This window comes from Conexibacter sp. W3-3-2 (genome assembly GCF_009707605.1).
Taxonomy (GTDB): domain Bacteria; phylum Actinomycetota; class Thermoleophilia; order Solirubrobacterales; family Solirubrobacteraceae; genus Paraconexibacter; species Paraconexibacter algicola.
In genome coordinates this window covers 3409319-3430151 of sequence record NZ_WLYW01000001.1, presented here as the reverse complement: position 1 = coordinate 3430151, position 20833 = coordinate 3409319, and the positions used below count along the sequence as shown (strand labels likewise).

Here is a 20833-nt window from a genome sequence, read left to right as displayed (position 1 = left end):
GCAGCCTACCATCGGGCTGCCACCCACTCACCGCGCCCGGCGCGCCGCGGGCGACGACGCGTCGCCCCGGCTCGGGAGGGCCACGGTGGCCTTCCCGGGCATGACGTCCTCCCCGCGCTGGTTGACCGCGCGGGTCTCGATGTCGATCAGGTGCTCGCCCCCGTCGGAGACGCGCTTGCCCGTGACGGTGCCGGACAGCTCGACGACGTCGGAGAGGAACACGAAGCGGCGGTAGCGCGACTCGCAGCTGACGATCCAGCCGTGGTCGCCGCACCAGTGGCTGAGGTGGTGGATCTGCCAGGCCTGGCGCTGGAAGCCGACGTCGTACGGGTAGCCGACCCCCATCGCGCGGGCCGCGTGCTTGTTGTAGTGCACGGAGTAGATCGGCTCCTGCGCGTGGGTCTCCGGGTCGCGGAACGACCACGCGGGGTGCTTGGCGTAGGAGTGCAGCGCGACCGCGTGGGCGCTGAGGCGCGGGATCGGGGTGCCCCCGCCGACGACGAACGCGATCTCGTCGGTGAGGCCGATCGGGCCCTTGGTCAGCGTGTCGACGTGGTCGCCGACCGCGACGTCCTCGGCGTAGCGCGGGGTGGCGCCGCGGGGCCGCTCGGCGAGGACCTGCGCCTCGATGCGCTCGACGTCCTCGGGCGCCCACTCGTGCGGCAGCGTCGGGCCGGAGCCCTTCGAGGCCTTGTCCGCGGTCTTCTCCTTCGCGGTCGCGCGCTCGAAGTTCACGACCTCCCAGTGGATCTGCGCGAGCTCCTCGCCGTCCTGGTTGCGGTAGCGGTTCGTGAAGAGGTCGGTGACCATGTCGCCCGCGAAGTTCGACGGTCGCGGGCCGGTGAAGCCCTCGTAGGTGCACGTGGCGTGCACGGTGTCGCCGATGTAGACCGGCTTGCGGAAGGTCACCCGGGTGAGGTTGTGGAACGAGCCGAGGCCCGGCCAGCCGAACTGGATCCCGCTGAAGCAGCCGATGAAGAAGCTCGGCGGGGCGACGGGCGCGCCGTAGGGCGAGGCCCGCGCGTAGTCCGCGTCGGTCCACAGCGGGTTGATGTCGCCGATGCCGGCGGCGAACTTCGCGACCGCGATGCGGGTCGCCTCCTCGTTGTTGGTGGAGTGCTCGATCCGCAGGTCGGTGCCGGCACGGGCGCGCATCCGCTCGATGAGCTCCTCGGTCAGGCGGGCTTCGGGCATCCGGGCTTCGGTGTCAGCGGCCATGTCCCGAGAATACTCTAGTGCCCAACCAATGACATGTAGACTTTCTGCCATGAGCCGCTTCGAGTGGGGCGACGAGGTCGTCCGGGAGGACCCGTTCCTCGTGTACGCGCAGCGCCGTCGGCGGCTGCCGCAGCTGCTGCTCGACGCCGCCCGCTGGGGCGGGAAGGTCCACCTCGTGCAGGGCGAGCGGGAGCTGACGTTCGACGACACCTTCGCGGCGATCGGCGCCGTCGCCCGGCACCTGCGCGAGGACCACGGCGTGCGCCCGGGGGACCGCGTGCTGATCCTCGCCGCGAACTCGCCCGAGTGGGTCGTGTCGCTGTGGGCCGGGCTGGCCGTCGGCGCGATCGTCGCGCCCGGCAACGGCTGGTGGAGCGAGGAGGAGGTCGAGCACGCGCTGCGCCTGGTCGAGCCGACGCTCGTGATCGGCGACGCGCGCCGGCTCGAGAAGGTCGCCGCCGGCACGCCCACGATCGACGTCGCGACGCTGCGGCCGATCGTCGACGGCGCCACGGGCGGGGCGGCCGCGCTCGGCGAGCTCGCCCTCGAGGGAGACGAGACCGACCCGGCGCTGATCGTCTTCACCGCCGGCACCACCGGGCTGCCGAAGGGCGCCACGCTCGCCCACCGGTCCTGGATCGCCACGATGCACCAGTCGCTCGCCGTGTCCCGGCGGCTGCCGCACACGCTGCCCGACGACGCGGGCTTCGTGTCACTGCTCACCGGCCCCCTCTTCCACATCGGGGGGCTGCAGGCGCTCGGCCTGGCGCTGCTCGGCGGCGGCAAGCTCTGCTTCCTGGAGGGGCGGTTCGACCCGGGCCAGGTGCTCGAGGTGATCGAGAGGCACCGCGTCGAGGTGTGGGGAGCGATCCCCACGATGACGATCCGCGTCCTGGAGCATCCGTCGATCGGCGAGCGCGACCTGTCGAGCATGCGGTCGGTGCCGCTCGGCGGCGCACCGGTCTCCCCCGAGCTGCTCGAGCGGATCCAGCAGGCGTTCCCGAACACGCGACGGCGCGTGACCAACGTGTACGGGATGACGGAGACCAGCGGCACGCTCGCCGCCGCGTCCGGTCGCCTGATGGCCGAGCACCCCGGCACGACGGGCGCGCCGCTGCCGCTCGTGGAGCTCGTGATCGCCGAGCCGGACGCCGACGGGGTCGGCGAGGTCCTCGCCCGCACCCCCGGGCAGATGCTCGGCTACTGGCGGGACGACGAGGCGACCGCCGGCATCATCGACGCCGACCACTTCGTGCACACCGGCGACCTCGGACGGCTCGTCGACGGGCGCCTCTCGATCACCGGCCGTTCCAAGGACATCGTCATCCGCGGGGGAGAGAACATCGCCGCCCCGCACGTGGAGAGCGTCCTGCACGAGCACCCGGACGTCGCCGACGTCGCCGTCGTCGGCCTGCCGCACCCCGACCTCGGGGAGGAGGTCGCCGCCGCCGTGCGCCTGCGGCCGGGCGCGACCGCCGACGTCGAGGCGCTCACCGCGTACGCGCGCGAGCGGCTCGCGTCGTTCAGCGTGCCGAGCGCCTGGTGGCTGAGCGATGATGAGCTCCCCATGACCGACGCCGGCAAGGCCGACAAGAAGCGCCTGCGGGCGATCTTCCCTCGCGATGGCGCGTGAGCCCGAGCCCGACCCCGTCGAGTGGGTCCGCGAGCGCTGGGAGGAGCAGGGACTCCCCGAGGCGGAGCGGTTCGCCGCCGCCGCCTCCCTGATGCGCGCCCACGCCGTCGCCGTCCAGGGCTTCGAGGCGGCGCTGCGCCCGCACGAGCTGACGCGGACGCAGTACCTCGTCCTCGTCACCCTGCAGCTGTCACCGGGCGGCGCCCGCCGGCTCTCCTACCTGTCCCGCTACCTGATGGTCCACCAGACGACGATCACCCAGCTCGTCGACCAGTTCGAGCAGCGCGGGCTCGTCACGCGCGAGCCGCACCCGACCGACCGCCGCACGACGCTCGCCGTCCTCACCCGGAGCGGGCGCGCACTGCTGAAGCGCGCGACGAAGGACGCGGCGGCCGCCGGGTTCGGCCTCGGCCCGGTCGACGACACCACCGTCGGCGAGCTGACCGGGTCGCTGCGCGCGATGCGCCGGGCGACCGGCGACCTGACCTAGGCCTGGGGCCGCGCCGGCAGCGTCCCGTCCAGGACGTAGCGCAGCACGTCCACGACCTGCTCGGGCTCCCGCGCGACGACGAGCGCCGCCCGGTCGACCTCCTTGAGCGCGTGGTCGTGCTCCTCCGGGTGCAGCGTGATCAGCGGCTTGCCCAGCGCGGCCGCGTAGCCGGCGTCGAACGCCGCGATCCACTGCCGGTACTGCTCGCCGAAGCGGACGACGACCACGTCGGAGGCCTCCAGCAGCGAGCGGGTGCGGATCGCGTTGACGCCCGCGCCCAGGTGGTCCTTCCAGAACGGCTTGCCCTCCGGCCCGAGGATCGCGACACCGCAGTCGTCGGAGGCGGCGTGGTCGGTGACCGGGCCGTAGAAGGTGAGCTCGAGGCCGGCGTCGGCGCAGCCGCGCTCGATGCGCTCGCGCCAGTCGGTGTGGATCTCGCCGGAGAGGTAGACCGTCCAGGACATGCCGCAGACCTACCCGGTGGGCCGTGCGCGCACGCCCGGCTCAGGCCGCCACGGAGAGCGGCGGGCCGAGCAGCTCGCGCATCTCGTCGAGGTAGGCGCCGCGGCTGAAGTGCATGACGTGGCTGCCGCGGTACCAGTGCAGGCGCGGGTGGCCCCAGTGCTCCCACAGGTCGACGCTCTGCTGCGGCGGGGCGAGCCGGTCGCCGAGACCGCCGATGATCATCAGCCGCTCGCGCGGGATCACCGGCGGGTAGCTCAGCGGCGAGTGGACCGCCAGCGCCGCGTCGAGCTGCTCGCGGCCCGCCCCGTGCAGCGCGCCGAGCAGGCCGATCCCGACCCCGGCGGGGACCCACTCGCGCAGCAGCACCGGCAGGTTCGTCACCGGGGCGTTGGGGATCACCGCGTCGAGGCGGTCCTCCACCGTCGCGACCATCGCGCTCGTGTAGCCGCCCAGCGACAGCCCGGTGAGCGCGATCCGCGGCGCGCCGAGCGCCTCGAGGTGGTCGACGAGGATCCGGAAGTCGTGGACCGCGTGGATCATCGCCTCGTTGAACGTCGCGAAGCCGTGGCTGAAGACCTCGGAGCCGTTGATGAGGTTGCGGCGCGTCGCCCCGCGCGGACCGTGGAACGGGAGCGTGTAGAGCAGGATGTCCCAGCCCTGCGCGAAGAACTGCGGCAGCGAGAAGAACGCGCTGTTGAACCAGTACTGCGCCGCCCCGAAGCCGTGGATCACGCAGAGCGTCGGGCGCGGGCCGTCGTCGTGGCGCCAGTGCTGCGCCCAGCCGACGCCGTTGCGCCGGTGGCGGGCGTAGTCGGCGCGCATCGCCGGGTTGCGCGCGACGTACGGGCTCGTGAACTGGAGGTTGCGCGCGCGCCCGCCGGGCAGCTCGGGCAGGCCGCTGGAGCTCAGCCGCTCGACCACCGGCACGCCGCGCGGCGGCCGCACGAACACCTCCTCGGCGGTCGCGGTGCGCGCGAGGTCGGCGTGGAACGCGAGGTTCGCGCGCTCCTTGCGCCCCCAGGTGAGCGCGCCGCCGGGGATCGACGCCGCGGTGACCGCGGTGGCGACCGCGGTCCGCAGGGCCACGTCGCTGACGACGGAGCCGGCGTGCAGCGCCCGCGACAGCAGGTCGAGCTCGGACACCTCCGGCAGGCCGTGGGTGGCGACGACGCCGTCCGGCGTCTCGAGGGTCGGGGCCGTCGGGCTCATCGCGCGAGGAACCTAGCAGGCGTTCGGTATGTGCCCGCGGCTCAGGGGCGCGGATCCCCCAGGCCCATCGCGCGGCCGATGATCTCCTTCATGATCTCGGTCGTGCCGCCGTAGATCCGCAGGATGCGGGCGTCGGCGTAGTCGCGGCAGATCGGGTACTCGGTCATGTAGCCGTAGCCGCCGTGCAGCTGCAGGCACTCGTCGGTGACGCGACCGAGCATCTCCGACGCCCAGTACTTCGCCTGCGCGGCCTCGACGGCGGTCAGCTCGCCGGCGACGTGCGCCTCCAGGCAGCGGTCCACGAACGCGCGCGTCACGTCGAGGTCGGTGCGGCAGTGCGCGAGCGTGAAGCGCGAGTTCTGGAACGTGCCCACCGGCCGGCCGAACGCGGTGCGGTCCTGCACGTACTCGAGCGTGCGGTCCAGCGCGCCCTGCGCGGCGCCGACCGCGCCGACCGCGATCGACAGGCGCTCCTGCGGCAGGTTGTGCGTGAGGTGGCGGAAGCCGTCGCCCTCGGCGCCGATGAGGTTCTCGCGCGGCACCCGGGCACCGTCGAAGAACAGCTCGGCGGTGTCCTGCGCGTGCTGGCCGAGCTTCTCGAGGTTGCGCCCGCGGCTGAACCCGGGCGTCGCGCCGGTCTCGACCATCAGCAGGCTGATGTCGGCGTGCGTGCCGGTCGTGCCGGTGCGCACGGCGGTGATCACGAGGTCCGCGTTGAGGCCGCTGGTGATGAACGTCTTGGACCCGTCGACGACGTAGTGGTCGGGGTCGTCCGGGTCGATCCGCGCCTTCGTCGTCATCCCGGCGAGATCGCTGCCGGTGCCCGGCTCGGTCATCGCGATGCCCAGCACGAGGTCGCCGGAGACGATCCCCGGCAGCCACCGCGCCTGCTGCTCGGGGCTGCACAGCTCCAGCACGTACGGCAGCGCGACGTCGTTCTGCATCGTGATGCACAGCGAGAACGCGTTCAGCCCGCGGACGGTCGCCTCCTCGTTGAGGACGCTGTTGAAGCGGAAGTCGTCCGCGCCCGCGCCCCCGAACTCCTCCGGCACGGCGAGCCCGTAGAAGCCGAGCTCGCCGACGCGCCGGAGCACCTCGCGCGGCACGCGCCCCTCCCGCTCCCACGTGTCGTAGTGGGGGACCACCTCGGCGTCGAGGAAGCGTCCGAAGCTCTCGCGCAGGTCGTCGTGGTCGGCGGTGTAGACGGAGCGCTTCACGCGAGGGCCTCCCGGACGGCGGCGACACCGTCGATCTGGGTCAGGGGATGGGGGTGTGCGGGCGAGAGCGAGAAGCCGTCGACGCCGGCGTCGCGGTACTCCTGCACGCGCTGCGCGATCTGCGACACGCCGCCGATCAGCGCCCACTGCTCGACGAGGTGGAACGGCATGCCGTACTGGCGCCGGATGTGCTCGGCGGCCTGCTCGGCGCCGACCGCCGGGTCCTCGCAGACGTTCACGAACGCGACGAGGCAGACCCCCGGTGCGGGACGGCCGTGCTCGGCCGCGAGCTCGGCCAGCCGGTCGCGCGCGGTCGCGACGTCGGCGGGGTCCATCCACATCGGGAAGTAGGCGTCGCCGACGCGCGCGGCGCGCCGCAGCGCCGCCTCGGAGCGGCCGCCGACCAGCACGGGCGGCATCCCGGAGGCGGGGACGGGGGCGAGGCCGTCGCAGTCGACCGGCAGGATCCCGTCGGCCTTCACCGCCTCGCCGGACAGCAGGCGCGGCAGCAGGTCCAGCGCCGCGTCGAGCCGGCGGCCGCGCTCCTTGCGGTCGATGCCGACCGCGCGGAACTCGGGCTCGTACTCGCCGCCGAGGCCGACGCCGAGCAGCAGCCGGTCGGGCGCGAGCGCCAGCACCGTGGCCAGCTGCTTGGCGAGCAGCGTGACCGGGCGCAGCGTCGGGTTGAGGATCGCGGTGCCGACCGTGATCCGCTCGGTGACCGCGGCCGCCGTCGTCAGGACGGTCATCGCCTCGAGCACCGGCCGGTGGAAGAGCAGGTGGTCGGGCACCCAGACGTGGTCGAGGCCGGCGGCCTCCGCGGCGCGGGCGGCCTCGACGACCGGGGTGCCGTTGCCGAACGCGTCGATGGTGGGCAGGGCCAGGCCGATCCCGGCCCAGGGTGGGCGGGTCGCGTCGGTGTTCGTCATCCGCTGATCTCCTGCAGCGCGCGTCGGCGCGCGGTCGGGGTGTGGCCGCGCAGGTGCGCGACACCGTGTTCGGTCACGACGACGTCGAGGTCCGCCCGCGCGGTGCTCACGGGGCCGTGGAGCCGCTCGACGATCCGGGCGGCGGGGAGTGCGACGACGCCGACGCCGCCGCTGGCGACGGCGGCGCGGAGGAAGTCGCCCTGGCCGCCGATCGCCCCGATCGGCCGGCCGTCGATCGACTCGCAGCCGGCGTTGCCGTCGAGGTCCACCTCGAGCGCGCCGTTGAGCGCGACGAGCCGGCCGACCGCGCCCAGTCGCGCCGCCGCGTGGGTCGCGCTGACGGTCCGCAGGACGACGTCGTCGCGCCCGTCGACCGCGTCGAACAGCCGCCGGGTGCCGACGAGCGCGCCGGTCACCGTGAGGCCGGTGTCCGTCGGCTTGCGCGCACCCGTGACGACGCCGGCCTCGATCAGGTCGAGCACCCCGTCGGTGATCATGCCGCTGTGCACGCCGAGGTCCGCGCGGTCGTGGAGTGCGGCGAGGATCGCGTCGGGGAGCGCGCCGATCCCCATCTGGAGCGTGTCGCCGTCGCGCACGAGCGGGGCGACGTGCGCGGCGATCGCGCGCTCGACCTCGCCGGGCGCCGGGACGTGCAGCTCGTGCACGGGCTCGTCGAGCTCGATCGCGTGGGTGATCGCGTCGAAGGGGATCGTGGCGCCGCCGACGCGCGGCAGGCGGGCGTTGACCTGCGCGATCACCACGCGGGCGTGCGCGATCGCGTCCGGCAGGTAGTCGGCCGCGACCCCGAGCGCGCAGCGCCCGTCGGCGTCGGGCGGGGTGACCTGCAGGAGCACGACGTCGGCGCGGACCAGGCCCTCGGCGAACGCGCGCGGGAGCGCCGAGTAGTTCGTGGGGACGACCTCGAGCCCCGGGATCCGGCCGGTGCGCCCGAGGCCCCCGTAGGAGCGCACGCGGATCCCGTCCGGGACGTCGGCCGCGTGGTCGTGCAGGGACATGCCGAGGAACACCTCGAGGTCCGGGACACCGGAGCGCCAGAGCGCGCGCACCAGCGGCAAGGGCTCCGCGGACAGGTTGCCGACCACGACCCCGTCGCCGGGCCGCAGCCAGCGGGTGAGGTCGAGGTCCACGGCCATCAGGGCAGTCGCTGGATGATCGAGCCGACGCCCTGCCCGCCCCCGCAGCACATCGTGGTGAGCCCGAGCTCGCCGCCGGTGCGCTCGAGCTCGTTGAGGATCGTGGCGAACAGCCGGGCACCGGTGGTGCCGACCGGGTGGCCGAGCGCCATCGCCCCGCCGTTGACGTTCACCCGCGACATGTCGGGCTGCAGCTCGCGCGCCCACGCGAGGACGACCGAGGCGAACGCCTCGTTGCACTCGAACAGGTCGATGTCGTCGACGGTGAGCCCGGTGCGCGCCAGGAGCTTCTGCGTCGCCGGGATCGGGCCGGTGAGCATGAGCACCGGGTCGACGCCGACGGTCACGTGGTCGACCACGCGGGCGCGCACGCGCAGGCCGAGGCGCTCCGCGGTCGCCCGCGAGGCCAGCAGCACCGCCGCGGCCCCGTCGGAGATCTGCGACGAGGTGCCCGCGGTGACGCGCCCGCCCTCGGGGCGGAAGGGCGTCTTCAGCCCGGCGAGGGACTCCATCGACGTCCCCGGGCGCATCCCCTGGTCGACGTCGACGACGCCGTGCGGCGTGGTCAGCGGGACGATCTCGCCCGCGAACCGTCCCTCGTCGGTCGCGCGGACCGCGCGCGCGTGGGACTCGACCGCGAGCGCGTCCATCTCCTCGCGGGAGATGTCCCACCGCACCGCGATCTCCTCGGCGCTCCAGCCCTGGCCCTGCACGTCGTAGCGCGACGTGAGCTTCTCGGTCCACGCGGCGCCGTAGAGCCTCTCGGTCTCGGCGACCGACGGCATCGGCACGTGCTGCATGTGCTCGACGCCGGACGCGATGACCAGCTCGTGGGTGCCGGAGGCGACCATCGCGGTGGCGTAGGAGACCGCCGACTGCGCGCTGCCGCAGCGCCGGTCGATCTGGATGCCGGGCACGCTCGGCGGATAGCCGGCCTGCAGCCAGGCGTTGCGCGCGATGTTGCGCGACTGCTCGCCGAACGGGGCGGTGCAGCCCGCGATCACGTCGTCGACCGCGGCGGGGTCGAGGCCGTTGCGGTCGACCAGCGCGACGAGGCAGGCCTCGAGCAGGTCGGCGGCGTGCGTGTCGCGGAAGGCGCCCTTCTCGGGGTGCGACCGGCCGATCGCGGTGCGGACCGCGTCGACGACGACGACCTCGCGCGAGGCGTCCAGGAGCGGGGAGCGGACGGTGGTGGCGGCCATCGTCAGATCACCGTCCCGCCGTCGACCGCCAGCACCTGGCCGGTCATGTACGCGGCGTCGTCGGAGGCCAGGAACGCGAACGTCCCCGCCACCTCGGACGGCTCGGCGAACCGCCCGAGCGGGATCCGGGCGAGCGTGAGCTTGGCCAGCTTCTCGTCGGTGCGGACCTTCTCGGTCATCGCGGTCGCCGCCAGGGGCGCGACGGCGTTGGCGGTGATCGACCGGCGCGCGAGCTCCTTGGCGCAGGACTTCGTGAAGCCGATGATCCCGGCCTTCGCCGCCGCGTAGTTGGCCTGGCCGATCGTGCCGGTCTGGCCCGCGGCGCTCGTCGTCGTGATGATCCGGCCGGTGCCGTCGTCGGGCAGGTACGCCAGCGCGGTGCGGACCGTGCGGTAGGTGCCGCCGAGGTGCACGTCGAGGACCGACCCGAAGGTCTCCTCGTCGAGGTTCTTCAGCATCGCCGGGCGCGAGTTGCCCGCAATGCAGACGACGACGTTGATCGTGCCCGTGAGGCCCGCCGCGGTCTCCACCGCCCGCGTGACGTCGTCGGGCGACGCCACGTCACAGGCGACGCCGATCGCGTCGCCCGGGAGCGTCGCGGCGACGCGCGCCGCGGCCTCCCCGTCGCGGTCGGCGAGCACGACGCGCGCGCCCTCTTCCGCGAGCCGGCGGGCGACGGCCTCGCCCACACCCGCACCCGCACCCGTCACCAGGGCGATCCGCCCGTCCAGTCCACGCACGTCCAGCGCTCCCTAGTAGCTTCGCGGCAGGCCGAGCACGTGCTCGGCCACGTAGTTGAGGACCATCTCCTGCGGCAGCGGCGCGAGCTTCAGCAGCCGCGCCTCCTTGTAGTACCGCTCCACGTGGTACTCACGGGCGTAGCCGAAGCCGCCGTGCGTCTGGATCGCGCGGTCGCACGCCTCCGTCCCCGCCTCGCTGCACAGGTACTTCGCCGCGTTGGCCTCGAGACCCGCGCTCTCCCCCGCGTCGTACTTCCAGGAGGCCTTGCGCAGCACGAGCTCGGCGGCGTCCAGCCGCATGCGGCTGTCGGCGAGCGGGAACTGGATGCCCTGGTTCCTGCCGATCGGGCGGCCGAACACCACGCGCTCGTTGGCGTACTGCACCGCCCGGCGCAGCGCCGCGCGCCCCAGCCCGAGCGCCTCCGCGGCGATCAGGATCCGCTCCGGGTTCAGCCCGTCGAGCAGGTACGTGAACCCCTTGCCCTCCTCGCCGACGAGGTCCTCGACGGGGATCTGCAGGTCGTCGATGTACAGCTCGTTGGAGTCGACCGCCTCACGGCCCATCTTCGGGATCGGTCGGATCTCGATGTTCGGCGACTGCACGTCGGTGAGGAACAGCGACATGCCGTCGGTCTTCTTCGCGCAGTCCTCGAGCTTCGTCGTGCGCGTCAGCAGCAGCACCTTCTCGGAGTGCAGCGCCTTGGAGATCCAGACCTTGCGCCCGTTGCACGTGTAGTGCGTGCCGGCCTCGTCGCGCTTCGCGAACGTCTTCGTCGCGGTCGTGTCCAGCCCGGCGTCCGGCTCGGTCACGCCGAAGCAGACGTGCATCTCGCCGCTGACGATCTTCGGCAGCAGCCGCGCCTTCATCTCCGGCGACCCGTGCTTGATCACGGGATGCATCCCGAAGATCATCCCGTGCAGCGACGAGGCCGCGTTCATCCCGCCACCGGACGCCGCGATCTCCTCGAGCATGATCGACGCCTCGGTGATCCCCAGGCCACTGCCGCCGTGCTCCTCCGGCACGCAGATCCCCAGCCACCCGTCACGCGCGAACGCGTCGTAGAACTCGTGCGGGAACTCGTGCCGGCTGTCCTTCTCGAGCCAGTACTCGTCGTCGAACTGCGCGGCCAGGTCGGCCACGGCACGGCGAATCGTCTGCTGGTCCTGCGTGGGGGTGAAGTCCACGGCTCTCGCTCCTCCGCTCCTTAACGATCGTTAGGGAGCATAGCGGAGGCTCTCCGGTCGCGCCGGATACCATTGACTTTCAAATACCAACGGTATATCAATGCGGGCGTGCCGACCCGACTGACCCGCGCCGAGCAGACCGACCGCAACCGCGAGGCCCTCCTGGAGACCGCCCGAACGGTGTTCGTCGAGCGCGGCTACGCCGGCGCCACGCTCGACGCCATCGCCCGCGAGGCCGGCTTCTCCAAGGGCGTCGTCTACTCCCAGTTCGCGAGCAAGGCCGACCTGCTGCTCACGCTCCTGGAGCGCCGGATCGAGGACCGCGCGCGCGACAACGCCCGATCCACCCGTCGCACCGGCCCGGGGCCGGACGCGCTGCGCGCCCTCGTACGCGCCAACCGGCGGCGGAGCGCGCAGGACACCGCGTGGATGCGGCTGACGATCGAGTTCCGGCTGGCCGCCGCCCGCGAGCCGGACGTCGCCGCGCGCTACGCGCGCGTGCACGAGCGCGCCCTCGACGCCCTCACGAGCGCCGTGGAGGACGCCGCGGGTCCCGATCTCCTGCCCGTCGGCGCACGGACCTTCGCGACCTTCCTCTTCGCCCTGGACCTGGGCATGACGCTCGAGCGCGCGGCCGACGCGGGCGCCCTGCCCGACCGTGACGTGCTGACCATCCTCGACCACCTCCTGGCCCCGGAGAGCACCCCGTGAGCACCACCCCGCACGCCCCGTTCGGCGCGTTTCGCTCGCGACTGGAGGACCTCGTCCTGGCCGAGCGTCCGGAGCACCTCGAGCGCCGCACCTGGTCCCGCGACCGTCTGATCGCCCACCAGCGCGCCGCGCTCGCGGACCTGGTCGCCCATGCCGTCGAGCACTCCGCGTTCCACGCCCGGCGGCTCGCCGGAATCGACCTGACGACGCTCGACCCGACCGACCTGCGCGACCTGCCCGTCATGACGAAGACGGACCTCATGGAGCACTTCGACGACGTCCTCACCGTCCCCGGGATCGACCGTGCCCGCGTCGAGGCCGCCCTTGCCGCGACGAACGGCACGCCGGTTCCCCTCACCGGTGACCACCTCGCCTTCACCTCCGGCGGCAGCTCCGGCGTGCGCGGCATGTTCGTCTACGACCTCCCGGCGCTCGCGCAGTTCGTCGGCGCCTTCTCCCGCAACCTGCTCGCCCGCCTGCTGAGCTTCGGCGACCTGCCGCCCGACGGCGTGGCGGTCGCGTACGTCGGGGCGGGCAGCGCCGTGCACATGACCGGGGTCACCGAGCCGCTCTCGGAGGGCGGGCGGCTCGGCCTGCGCTACACCGTCGTCCCGGCGACCGCGCCGATCGCCGACATCGTCGCCCGCCTGAACGCCCTCGCTCCGCCGCTGCTCGCCGGGTACCCGAGCATCCTCGCCCGGCTCGCCGACGAGCGGGCCGCCGGCCGGCTGGAGATCACCCCGCTCGCGGTCACCGCGACGAGCGAGCCGCTCGGACCGGATGCCCGCACCCGCATCTCCGCGGGCTTCGGCGTGCCGCTGGTCAACGGGTACGCCACGACCGAGGGCCTCCAGGGGATGTCGGCGCCCGACGACGAGGCGATCGTGCTCGCCGAGGACGGTTGCATCGTCGAGCTCGTCGGCGCCGACGGCACACCGGTCGAACCCGGGACCCCGAGCGCGCGGGTCCTGGTCACGACCTTGCGCAACCGGGCGCAGCCGCTGATCCGCTACGAGCTGACCGACAGACTGCTCGCGCTGCCCGCCGCCCCGGACCACGGCCACCTCCGTGTCGCGGTGCATGGTCGGGACGACGAGCATCTGCGCTGGGGCGACGTCGAGATCCACCCGCTGACCTTTCGCTCCGTCCTGGTGACCGAGCCCGGCATCGTCGAGTACCAGGTGCACCAGCACCCCGACGGGGTCGTGGTCGACGTCGTCGCCCCCCTCGGGCGACATCGACGGGGACGCGCTGGCGGACCGACTCTCCGCCGCCCTTGCCGGGGCCGGGGCGCCCGCGCGGACCGCGGAGATCCGGTCGGTCGAGACGATCGCGCGGCACCCCGTGACGGGCAAGGTCCGACGCTTCGTGCCACTCGCCGCCTGAGCGATCGTTCAGGCGCTCGGCACCCTCGCCCGCTCGCGCGCGAAGTCCACGAACCACTGGAACGCGTCCGGGTTGGCCAGCGCGTCGCGGCTCGCCGCCCGCTCCGGGTCGTGGCCCATCAGCAGCCGCTTGACCGGGACCTCGAGCACCTTGCCGGTGAGCGTGCGCGGCACCTGCGCGACGACGTGCACCTCGTCGGGCACGTGGCGCGGGGAGCAGTCGGCGCGGACGCGGCGCACGAGCGCGTCGCGCAGCTCGTCGGTCAGCTGCGCCCCCTCGGCGAGCACGACGAACAGCGGCATCCACGCCTCGCCGGACCCGTCGGTCGGCGGCACGTCCACGACCATCGCGTCGACGATCTCGTCCAGCGCCAGGACCGCCGCGTAGATCTCCGCGGTGCCCATCCGGATCCCGCCGCGGTTGATCGTCGAGTCGCTGCGGCCGTGGATCACCGCGCCGCCGTGCGCGGTCAGCGAGATCCAGTCGCCGTGGCGCCAGACCGGTCCGCGGTCCTCCTCGACGTCGTAGTGGGCGAAGTACGCGTCGCGGTAGCGCGCGCCGTCCGGGTCGTTCCAGAAGCCGACCGGCATCGACGGCATCGGCTGCGTGACGACGAGCTCGCCGACCTCCCCCGTGGCGACCGGCCGGCCGTCGTCGTCCCACGCCTGCAGGTCGACCCCGAGCCCCGGAGCCTGCAGCTCCCCCTCGTACACGGGCACCAGCGGATTCGCGCCGACGAACGCGCCCGCGATGTCGGTGCCGCCGCTGGCGCTGAACAGCCACGTGTCCGGCCCGACCTCGTCGTAGACCCAGCGGAAGCCCTCGGGCGAGAGCGGCGAGCCGGTCGAGCCGACCGCGCGGATCCGCAGGGCGCGACCGTCCCGCGGCTTCGTCCCCGCCTTCAGGCAGCCGTGCAGGTAGGCGGCGCCGGTGCCGAACACGGTCACGCCGGCGTCCGCGCACAGCTGCCACAGCACGTCCATCGACGGGTAGCCGGGGTTGCCGTCGAACAGCACGATCGACGCGTCGGTCATCAGCCCCGCGACGAGGTAGTTCCACATCACCCAGCCGGTCGTGGTGAACCACAGGACCCGGTCGTCGGGGCGGGTGTCGTGCTGCAGTCGCCAGGTCTTCAGGTGCTCGAGCACGATCCCGCCGTGGCCGTGCACGATCGCCTTCGGCAGGCCGGTCGTCCCGGAGGAGTAGAGGATCCACAGCGGGTGGTCGAACGGCACGCGGGCGAACGCGAGCGGCTCGTCGGTCTCGGGGAACGCGGAGGACCAGTCCCCGGCGGCCGGGTCGAGGTAGCCGAGCCGCACCGTGCGGCGCAGCGACGGGAGCGCCGCCTCGAGCTCGGCGACGACCCCGCGACGGTCGAACCGTCGGCCGCCGTACGCGTAGCCGTCGACGGCGAGCAGGACCGTCGGCTCGATCTGCGCGAAGCGGTCGACGACCGTGCGGCTGCCGAAGTCCGGTGAGCAGCACGACCAGGTCGCGCCGAGCGAGGCGGTGGCCAGGAACGCGGCGACCGTCTCGGGGACGTGCGGCAGGTAGCCGACGACGCGGTCGCCCTGCGTGACGCCCATGGCGCGTAGGCCGGCGCGGATGCGGGCGGTCTCGGCGCGCAGCCGACCCCACGTCCAGACGTCGATCCCGTCGCGCACCTCGCCCGCCGCCTGGAGCGCGAGCGCCTCGTCGTCCTTGCCGCGGAACACGTGCTCGGGGAACGACAGCCGCGCGTGCGGGAACCAGGCCGCGCCGGGCATCCGGGCGTCGGCGAGCGCCGGCTCGGCCGGACCGTCGTGCAGGACGTCGAACCGGTCCCACACGGCGGTGCGCCAGAACCGCCCGACGTCCGCGACCGACCAGGCGTGCAGCGCGGCCGCGTCGGCGAGCCCGAGCTCGTCGCGCAGGCGGGCCATCTCGCTGTCGCGCAGGAGGTCGTCGGCAGGGGACCACAGCGGGGCGTCGGGCATGGCGTCGACGCTACCCCGGGGCCGGTGGGGCGACGTCCCACCGACGGGCCAACCGGATCCCCCGTCGTGGGCGCGTTCCACCAAGCACGAGCGTCCGCGCGCGCACCGCTCGACCTCGACGTGGACGGCTTTACCTACCGTTGGTATCGTAATACCAATGGTATTTCAATCTGGTGACGTCCCAGAGCACGTCACGCTCGACATCGTCCATCTCGCACCGCTCGCCGCCCGCCGGTGGCACGCCGCGGCCCGTGCACTGCTCGCCGCCCGACCACCGGGACTGCGGGGCGGCGTCGTCGTCCGCTGCAACCGCGGCACGCGGGGCAGCGGGTTGCCACCCTCGTGCCAGGAGGTCGCGGCGTCGTCCTCGGATGGGACGACCCCGCCGCGGCTGCAGAGGCGTGGCAGCGCCACGGGGCGGGGCTGGCCGTCGCGCCGGAGCGGCGCTTCAGCGCGGACGCCGAGGTCCGGCGCGTCCGCGAGCAGGACTGGCACGGGTGGCGGCCCGTGGCCGCCGGAGCGCCGGCCCGCGACGACGAGCCGGCGATCGCGCTCGTCCACGCGCTCCTGCGCCCGAGCGCCGTCGTCCCCTTCTCGCAGGCAAACAGGCGCGCGGTCGCGCACGCGCGTGACCGCGAGGCGCTGGTCGCGACGACCGCGCTCATGCGCGGCTCGCTGCTCGAGGCCACGTCGCTGTCCTGCTGGTCGACCGCCGGCGCCATGCGCGAGTACGCCTACCGACCCGGCGGTCACGCCGACGCGATGCGCGGATCGCAGGCGAACACCTGGCACCGCCGACGCTGCTTCGTCCACCTGCGCCCGGTCGCCGCCAGCGGCGGGCTCCCCGGCGGTCCGGCCGAGGCGTACCCTGGCCTGCCCGCAGTCCCGCGGACGTCACGGCGGCAGGGAGCAACCGCCTGACCCGCGACGCCTGCCCGATCCACCGACCGCGTGGACACGACATCCTTCGCGGAAGGACCTGGCGTCCACTCGGCGCGCGCGCAGCGGTCCGTGTCCGTAGCGTGGAGGTGACCGTGTCCGCGACCGCCCGCCCAGCCGCCGAGACGCCCGACGTCGCGGGCCTCGCGCACGTCGGGACCGTCTCGTTCCTCGCCGGGCGGATCACGCCGGTCGGCGCGTTCTGGGTCTCGCTCGCCGGCGGTGTGGCGCTCGCCCGGATCGGCTCGCGGGTCGGGGCGCGCGGCGGGTACGGCGCGTCCCTGGCGGTGATGACCGAGACCGTCGCCGTGATGGGGCCCGCGCGGATCAGCGGGCCCGTGACGCAGGCGCTGAGCGCCCCGTTGCTCGGGGCCATGGCCGCCCGCGGACGGGGGACCGCCGCGCTGCTCGCCGCGTGCTTCGCGATCCGCCTGGCGCACTACGCGGTCCTCACCGCGTTCTTCATCGCGGTCATCGTCGGCGGCATCGACGCGTACGTGGACTCGTACGACCGCGTCGTCGAGCTGACCGGCGGGCTCCTGCCGTCCGGGGCGACCGCGGCCCTCGTGCTCGGCCTGCTGTCGAACCTCGCCGGAGCGGTCGTCTTCTCCGTCGTGCAGGTCGCGGTCTACCGTCGCGCGCTGGCCGATGCCGCCCCCGGGGACGGCGCGGCCGGGCGGATCCCGTCGGTGGTCGCCACCCCTGCGCGGTCGGCGCGGCGGCTCGTCGCGCTGGTGTGGGTCGTCGTCGTGGCCTGGTGCGTGATGCTGGCCGCGCCGACCTGGCCGGTCCTCGCCGCCGTCGCCGCCGGGGTCGCCGCCGGGACCGCGGCCGCGGGCGGGGAGGGTCGGCGGTCGATGCGGCTGGGCGCCGGCCTCGGCGTGGCGCTCGCGCTCGGCGCGCTGGGTCCGGGCGTCCTCGGGGCGGTCCCGTTCGACGACGCGGCCCGCCGCGCCGTGCGCGCACTGCTGCTCGTCGCCTCGGCGGCGGTGGTGCAGGGGATCGCGGGCCCCGACGGCGTCCGCCGGCTCGCCGCCGGCGCGCTCCACGCCCTCCGGCGCGCGCCCGGCGCCCGTGAGGCCGCCGCGCTGGCACCCGGGCTGCGCGCCGACCGGCGCGTGATCCCCGCCTCGCTGGAGCTCGTCGCGCGCGTGCGCGAGGCGGCCCCGTCGCCGCGCGCCCTCACGACCGCCGTGCTCACCTGGGTCGACGACGAGGCGCGCCGCGGCCCGGGCGCGCGCTGACCGCGGCGCGGGCGGCGTCAGCCCTGCGCGTCCATCACGCTGCGCACGAGCGCGACGATCTCCGGCGGTGCCTTCTCCGGGGAGCCCGCGTCGAACGGCGGCTGCGGGTCGTACTCGATCGCCAGCTGGACCGCCTGCGCCGCCTCGGGCGCGACGAGCCGCGCGACGAGCGTCAGGGCCATGTCGATCCCCGAGGAGACCCCCGCGGCGGTGATGACCTTCCCCTGCTCGACCACGCGCCGGCCGGTCGGGCGCGCCCCGAGCTCGGCGAGCTGGTCCATCGCCGCCCAGTGCCCGGTCGCCTCGAGCCCGTCGAGGATCCCGGCGGCCGCCAGCCACAGCGAGCCGGTGCACACCGACGTCGTGAACCGCGTGTGCTCGTGGACGCCACGCAGCCACGACAGGGCCCGCTCGTCGCGCAGCAGCGCGCGGGTCCCGAACCCGCCGGGGACGACGACCACGTCCGGGCGCGGGACGTCCTCCCACGCCCCGTCGGCGACCAGCGCCGCGGTGCCGCTCTCGTCCTTGACCGGCCCGGCCTGCTCGGCCAGCCAGTGGATGCGCGTGCCCGGCACGGCGGCGAGCACCTGGTAGGGCCCGACCGCGTCGAGCATCGTGAAGCGGTCGTACAGCGGGATGACGACGTCCATGGCCGTTGCTCCTCGGGGTCAGGCGGCCGACCGCAGCGTCGCGCGGAAGCGGTCGCGGTACGCGCCGGGGCTCGTGCCCAGGCGCCGGCGGAAGGCCCGCCGGAAGGTCTCGACGGTGCCGAAGCCACAGGCGGCCGCGACCTCCTCGGTCGTCGCCCGGCCGGCCTGCAGCAGCTCGCGGGCGCGCTCGACGCGGACCTGCTCCACGAACGCGGCGGGCGTCATGCCGGTCTCGCGCTTGAACGCCCGCGAGAAGCTCCGGGCCGGCATGCCCGCCCGCGCCGCCAGCGCCTCGACCGTGTGCGGCGCGCCCGGGTCCGCGCGGACCGCCTCCTGCGCGTCGCGCACCGGCGCGTGCTCGGCCGCCTGGAAGGCCAGCGGCACCGAGAACTGCGCCTGGCCGCCCGCGCGCGCCGTGTGGAGCACCAGCCAGCGCGCGACGTCGAGCGCCGCCTCGCGGCCGTGATCGTCCTCGACCAGCGCGAGCGCGAGGTCCATCCCCGCCGTGATCCCGGCGCTCGTCCAGACGTCGCCGTCGCGCACGTAGAGCGGGTCCGGGTCCACGCGGACCGCGGGGTGGCGGCGCTGGAGCTCCCCGGCGCGGCTCCAGTGCGTCGCCGCCCGGCGGCCGTCGAGCAGTCCGGCGGCGGCCAGGAGGAACGCGCCGGAGCAGACCGAGCAGGTCCGTCGCGCCCGGGCCGACAGGCGGCCCAGGGTGGCGACGAAGGGCCCGTCGCGCAGCGCCGCGCGCGTGCCGTCGCCGCCCGCGACGACGAGCGTGTCGAGCGGTCCGCGGACGTCGCGGGCCGCCCCGTCGGGGACGACGCGCAGTCCGCTGCTGCACCGCAGCGGCGCGCCGTCGGGCGAGACGAGCCGCAGCGCGTACCGCCCGCCGCCGCCGAGGCGGTCGGCGATCGCGAACACCTCGTGCGGACCGGTGAAGTCGAGCGCCTGCGCCCCCTCGAAGGCGACGACGACGATGCGGCGGGCGGACGGCATGGGCCCATGCTGCCGCCCGCTCGCGATGGCCGCAAGGCCACCGCACGGACGATTCCGGCCAGTTCGCGGTCGCTCGACCGCGAGCGGCTCAGACGCCGATGTTCAGGCGCATCGTCAGGCCGTCACCGGGCGCGCCGGTGACCGTCGCCAGCTGCGTGCCGTAGCCGTCGCTGAACACCATGTCCGTGTCGATCGAGAGCTGCGCGAGGTTCGCGGCGCTGTCGCCGTAGCCGCCGGCCGCGTAGACCTTCTCGCAGGCCTCCTGCGGCAGTGCGATCTGCGAGGTGCGCAGCTTCTGGCTCGCGGTCGTCGCCGCCTCCAGCGACTCGTAGACCTCGAAGTGGATGTGCGGCCAGCGGCCCGCGTAGGTGCCCGGGTAGATCGTCGTGAAGGTCACGTTGCCGTCCGCGTCGGACTCCTGCACGCCGCGCAGGAAGTTCTCGCCCGCGACGTCGTCCTCGTACAGGGAGTACTTGCCGTCGGCCGTGCAGTGCCAGATGTAGATCGCCGCACCCGCCAGCGGGCCACCGCCGCCCTGCACGTCGATGAGCTTCAGCGCGACGGTCGCCTCCGCGCCGGCCGCCGTTCCCGACGCGTCGCCGATGCTCGTGCGGATGTCCTGGCGCACGACGCCGGACTCGGTCAGGACGTTCGGCCCGTTGGTCCCGTCGCCGGGGAACGGGCCGCCGGTCTCCTCGGGCACCGCCGACGTGCTGGAAGCGGCGGACCCGGTCGTCGTCGCCGTCGTGCTCGTCGCGGAGCTGCTCGTGGTCGTGCCCGTGGACGCCCCCTCGTCGGAGGAGCCGCAGCCCGCGAGGACGGCGCCGATCCCGGCGCCGAAGATCCCCAGCGCGCGGCGGCGGCTGACCATGATCGGGAGGTCGTGGGAGAGGCCCAGGTCGTGCTCGTGCTCGTCGCTCATGGCGGCCATTGCACCGGACGACCCTGGGCGTTCCCTGGGAGCCGCGCGTGACCCCGCTGGGGGATCCGGGCGTCCCGGCGGGGAGTCGCCACCGCCCCGTGCCGCTGCGAGCGTCGGCCACATGACGACCACCACCCTGCTCGCCGCCTACCCGGGCCGCTACTTCGCCGCCTGGAACGGCCGCGACCTCGACGCCGTCGCCCCGATCCTCGCCGACGCCTTCCACTGGACCGACCCGCTGCTGCCCGCGCCGCTCGAGCACCTCGACGCCGCGCACGGGTTCTTCACCGGCAGCTGGGGCGCGTTCCCCGACCTGCGCTTCGAGCTCATCGGCGAGCCGCTGGTCGACGAGGCCGCCGCCCGCGTCGCGCAGGAGTGGCGCATGCTCGGCACGCACAGCGGCGAGTTCCCGCCGCTGCCCGTCACCGGCAAGCCGTTCGACGTCACCGGCACCGACGTCTTCACCGTCGACGAGGACGGCCGCGCGACCGTCGTCCGGGCGTACTACGACGCGCTCGGGCTGATGCGCCAGCTGGGCCTGGCCTGAGCCCGCCGGGCGCGCTA

19 protein-coding genes are annotated in these 20833 nt (G+C 74.3%); 6 read left to right on the top strand and 13 right to left on the bottom strand.

The features are described from left to right. Positions 1-27 precede the first annotated feature (27 nt). Complete coding sequence (locus tag GKE82_RS16595; protein WP_230316193.1) at positions 28-1218, bottom strand: MaoC family dehydratase N-terminal domain-containing protein; 1191 nt, start codon at positions 1216-1218, stop codon at positions 28-30. A 49-nt stretch (positions 1219-1267) separates the two neighbouring features. Between GKE82_RS16595 and GKE82_RS16590 the strand changes: the two genes are divergently transcribed. Further along, positions 1268-2851: a class I adenylate-forming enzyme family protein gene (locus GKE82_RS16590; RefSeq protein WP_196189269.1), complete on the top strand. Its 1584-nt coding sequence runs from the start codon at positions 1268-1270 to the stop codon at positions 2849-2851. Then, positions 2841-3341 (top strand): MarR family winged helix-turn-helix transcriptional regulator, encoded by a 501-nt coding sequence (locus GKE82_RS16585; protein ID WP_107568157.1) that lies wholly within the window; start codon positions 2841-2843, stop codon positions 3339-3341. Before GKE82_RS16590 ends, GKE82_RS16585 begins: the two co-directional genes overlap by 11 nt. Here the strand turns inward: GKE82_RS16585 and GKE82_RS16580 are convergent. Genes GKE82_RS16580 through GKE82_RS16545 form a run of 8 tightly spaced genes read right to left on the bottom strand, consistent with a single transcriptional unit; the run spans position 3338 to position 11442 of the window. Continuing rightward, positions 3338-3805 (bottom strand): YtoQ family protein, encoded by a 468-nt coding sequence (locus tag GKE82_RS16580; protein ID WP_154734047.1) that lies wholly within the window; start codon positions 3803-3805, stop codon positions 3338-3340. The genes GKE82_RS16585 and GKE82_RS16580 overlap by 4 nt on opposite strands. 40 nt (positions 3806-3845) lie before the next feature. After that, positions 3846-5015, bottom strand: a complete 1170-nt coding sequence (locus GKE82_RS16575; RefSeq protein ID WP_154734046.1) for a S9 family peptidase — start codon at positions 5013-5015, stop codon at positions 3846-3848. Positions 5016-5056: 41 nt separating this feature from the next. Further along, positions 5057-6232 (bottom strand): acyl-CoA dehydrogenase family protein, encoded by a 1176-nt coding sequence (locus tag GKE82_RS16570; RefSeq protein ID WP_107568154.1) that lies wholly within the window; start codon positions 6230-6232, stop codon positions 5057-5059. Continuing rightward, positions 6229-7161 (bottom strand): LLM class flavin-dependent oxidoreductase, encoded by a 933-nt coding sequence (locus GKE82_RS16565; protein WP_154734045.1) that lies wholly within the window; start codon positions 7159-7161, stop codon positions 6229-6231. The genes GKE82_RS16570 and GKE82_RS16565 overlap by 4 nt, the downstream gene beginning before the upstream one ends. Next, the gene (locus GKE82_RS16560; RefSeq protein WP_154734044.1) at positions 7158-8315 is read right to left on the bottom strand and encodes an acetyl-CoA hydrolase/transferase family protein; all 1158 of its coding nucleotides are present in this window, start codon (positions 8313-8315) and stop codon (positions 7158-7160) included. The genes GKE82_RS16565 and GKE82_RS16560 overlap by 4 nt, the downstream gene beginning before the upstream one ends. Further along, on the bottom strand, positions 8315-9517 hold the full coding sequence (locus tag GKE82_RS16555; RefSeq protein WP_154734043.1) for a thiolase family protein: 1203 nt from the start codon (positions 9515-9517) through the stop codon (positions 8315-8317). Before GKE82_RS16555 ends, GKE82_RS16560 begins: the two co-directional genes overlap by 1 nt. Positions 9518-9519: 2 nt before the next feature. After that, positions 9520-10257 carry an SDR family oxidoreductase gene (locus tag GKE82_RS16550; RefSeq protein ID WP_309233656.1) on the bottom strand — a complete coding sequence of 246 codons (738 nt, stop codon included), beginning with the start codon at positions 10255-10257 and terminating at the stop codon, positions 9520-9522. A gap of 12 nt (positions 10258-10269) precedes the next feature. Then, positions 10270-11442 (bottom strand): acyl-CoA dehydrogenase family protein, encoded by a 1173-nt coding sequence (locus GKE82_RS16545; RefSeq protein ID WP_309233655.1) that lies wholly within the window; start codon positions 11440-11442, stop codon positions 10270-10272. Between the two features lie 108 nt (positions 11443-11550). Between GKE82_RS16545 and GKE82_RS16540 the strand changes: the two genes are divergently transcribed. After that, entirely contained in the window at positions 11551-12153 is a 603-nt protein-coding gene (locus GKE82_RS16540) for a TetR/AcrR family transcriptional regulator (RefSeq protein ID WP_146175292.1), read from the top strand. Between the two features lie 1394 nt (positions 12154-13547). On the opposite strand, the gene GKE82_RS16535 is transcribed toward GKE82_RS16540, so the two are convergent. Then, the gene (locus tag GKE82_RS16535) at positions 13548-15515 is read right to left on the bottom strand and encodes an acetoacetate--CoA ligase (RefSeq protein WP_154734040.1); all 1968 of its coding nucleotides are present in this window, start codon (positions 15513-15515) and stop codon (positions 13548-13550) included. 342 nt (positions 15516-15857) lie between these two features. On the opposite strand from GKE82_RS16535, the gene GKE82_RS16530 reads away from it, so the two are divergent. Both GKE82_RS16530 and GKE82_RS16525 read left to right on the top strand, forming a co-directional pair. Continuing rightward, positions 15858-16436, top strand: a complete 579-nt coding sequence (locus GKE82_RS16530) for a hypothetical protein (RefSeq protein WP_154734039.1) — start codon at positions 15858-15860, stop codon at positions 16434-16436. A gap of 113 nt (positions 16437-16549) precedes the next feature. Next, positions 16550-17698 (top strand): hypothetical protein, encoded by a 1149-nt coding sequence (locus GKE82_RS16525; protein WP_154734038.1) that lies wholly within the window; start codon positions 16550-16552, stop codon positions 17696-17698. Positions 17699-17715: 17 nt separating this feature from the next. On the opposite strand, the gene GKE82_RS16520 is transcribed toward GKE82_RS16525, so the two are convergent. The 3 genes from GKE82_RS16520 to GKE82_RS16510 all read right to left on the bottom strand — a co-directional run bounded on the left by GKE82_RS16520 (position 17716) and on the right by GKE82_RS16510 (position 20269). Then, a complete protein-coding gene (locus GKE82_RS16520) occupies positions 17716-18348 on the bottom strand; it encodes a DJ-1/PfpI family protein (protein ID WP_107568143.1) in 633 nt (210 codons plus the stop codon). An 18-nt stretch (positions 18349-18366) separates the two neighbouring features. Continuing rightward, positions 18367-19347: a GlxA family transcriptional regulator gene (locus GKE82_RS16515; RefSeq protein ID WP_154734037.1), complete on the bottom strand. Its 981-nt coding sequence runs from the start codon at positions 19345-19347 to the stop codon at positions 18367-18369. Positions 19348-19435: 88 nt separating this feature from the next. Next, positions 19436-20269, bottom strand: coding sequence for a hypothetical protein (locus GKE82_RS16510; RefSeq protein ID WP_230316192.1), 834 nt, complete (start codon positions 20267-20269; stop codon positions 19436-19438). A gap of 121 nt (positions 20270-20390) precedes the next feature. On the opposite strand from GKE82_RS16510, the gene GKE82_RS16505 reads away from it, so the two are divergent. Further along, positions 20391-20816 carry an ester cyclase gene (locus GKE82_RS16505; protein ID WP_107568140.1) on the top strand — a complete coding sequence of 142 codons (426 nt, stop codon included), beginning with the start codon at positions 20391-20393 and terminating at the stop codon, positions 20814-20816. The last annotated feature ends 17 nt before the right edge of the window (positions 20817-20833 follow it).

What these genes read in the sequence shown, in the direction of transcription:
- GKE82_RS16595 (WP_230316193.1), bottom strand. Translation starts at nt 1,218, where the DNA reads ATGGCCGCTGACACCGAAGCCCGGATGCCCGAAGCCCGCCTGACCGAG.
- GKE82_RS16590 (WP_196189269.1), top strand. Translation starts at nt 1,268, where the DNA reads ATGAGCCGCTTCGAGTGGGGCGACGAGGTCGTCCGGGAGGACCCGTTC.
- GKE82_RS16585 (WP_107568157.1), top strand. Translation starts at nt 2,841, where the DNA reads ATGGCGCGTGAGCCCGAGCCCGACCCCGTCGAGTGGGTCCGCGAGCGC.
- GKE82_RS16580 (WP_154734047.1), bottom strand. Translation starts at nt 3,805, where the DNA reads ATGTCCTGGACGGTCTACCTCTCCGGCGAGATCCACACCGACTGGCGC.
- GKE82_RS16575 (WP_154734046.1), bottom strand. Translation starts at nt 5,015, where the DNA reads ATGAGCCCGACGGCCCCGACCCTCGAGACGCCGGACGGCGTCGTCGCC.
- GKE82_RS16565 (WP_154734045.1), bottom strand. Translation starts at nt 7,161, where the DNA reads ATGACGAACACCGACGCGACCCGCCCACCCTGGGCCGGGATCGGCCTG.
- GKE82_RS16560 (WP_154734044.1), bottom strand. Translation starts at nt 8,315, where the DNA reads ATGGCCGTGGACCTCGACCTCACCCGCTGGCTGCGGCCCGGCGACGGG.
- GKE82_RS16555 (WP_154734043.1), bottom strand. Translation starts at nt 9,517, where the DNA reads ATGGCCGCCACCACCGTCCGCTCCCCGCTCCTGGACGCCTCGCGCGAG.
- GKE82_RS16535 (WP_154734040.1), bottom strand. Translation starts at nt 15,515, where the DNA reads ATGCCCGACGCCCCGCTGTGGTCCCCTGCCGACGACCTCCTGCGCGAC.
- GKE82_RS16520 (WP_107568143.1), bottom strand. Translation starts at nt 18,348, where the DNA reads ATGGACGTCGTCATCCCGCTGTACGACCGCTTCACGATGCTCGACGCG.
- GKE82_RS16515 (WP_154734037.1), bottom strand. Translation starts at nt 19,347, where the DNA reads ATGCCGTCCGCCCGCCGCATCGTCGTCGTCGCCTTCGAGGGGGCGCAG.
- GKE82_RS16510 (WP_230316192.1), bottom strand. Translation starts at nt 20,269, where the DNA reads ATGAGCGACGAGCACGAGCACGACCTGGGCCTCTCCCACGACCTCCCG.
- GKE82_RS16505 (WP_107568140.1), top strand. Translation starts at nt 20,391, where the DNA reads ATGACGACCACCACCCTGCTCGCCGCCTACCCGGGCCGCTACTTCGCC.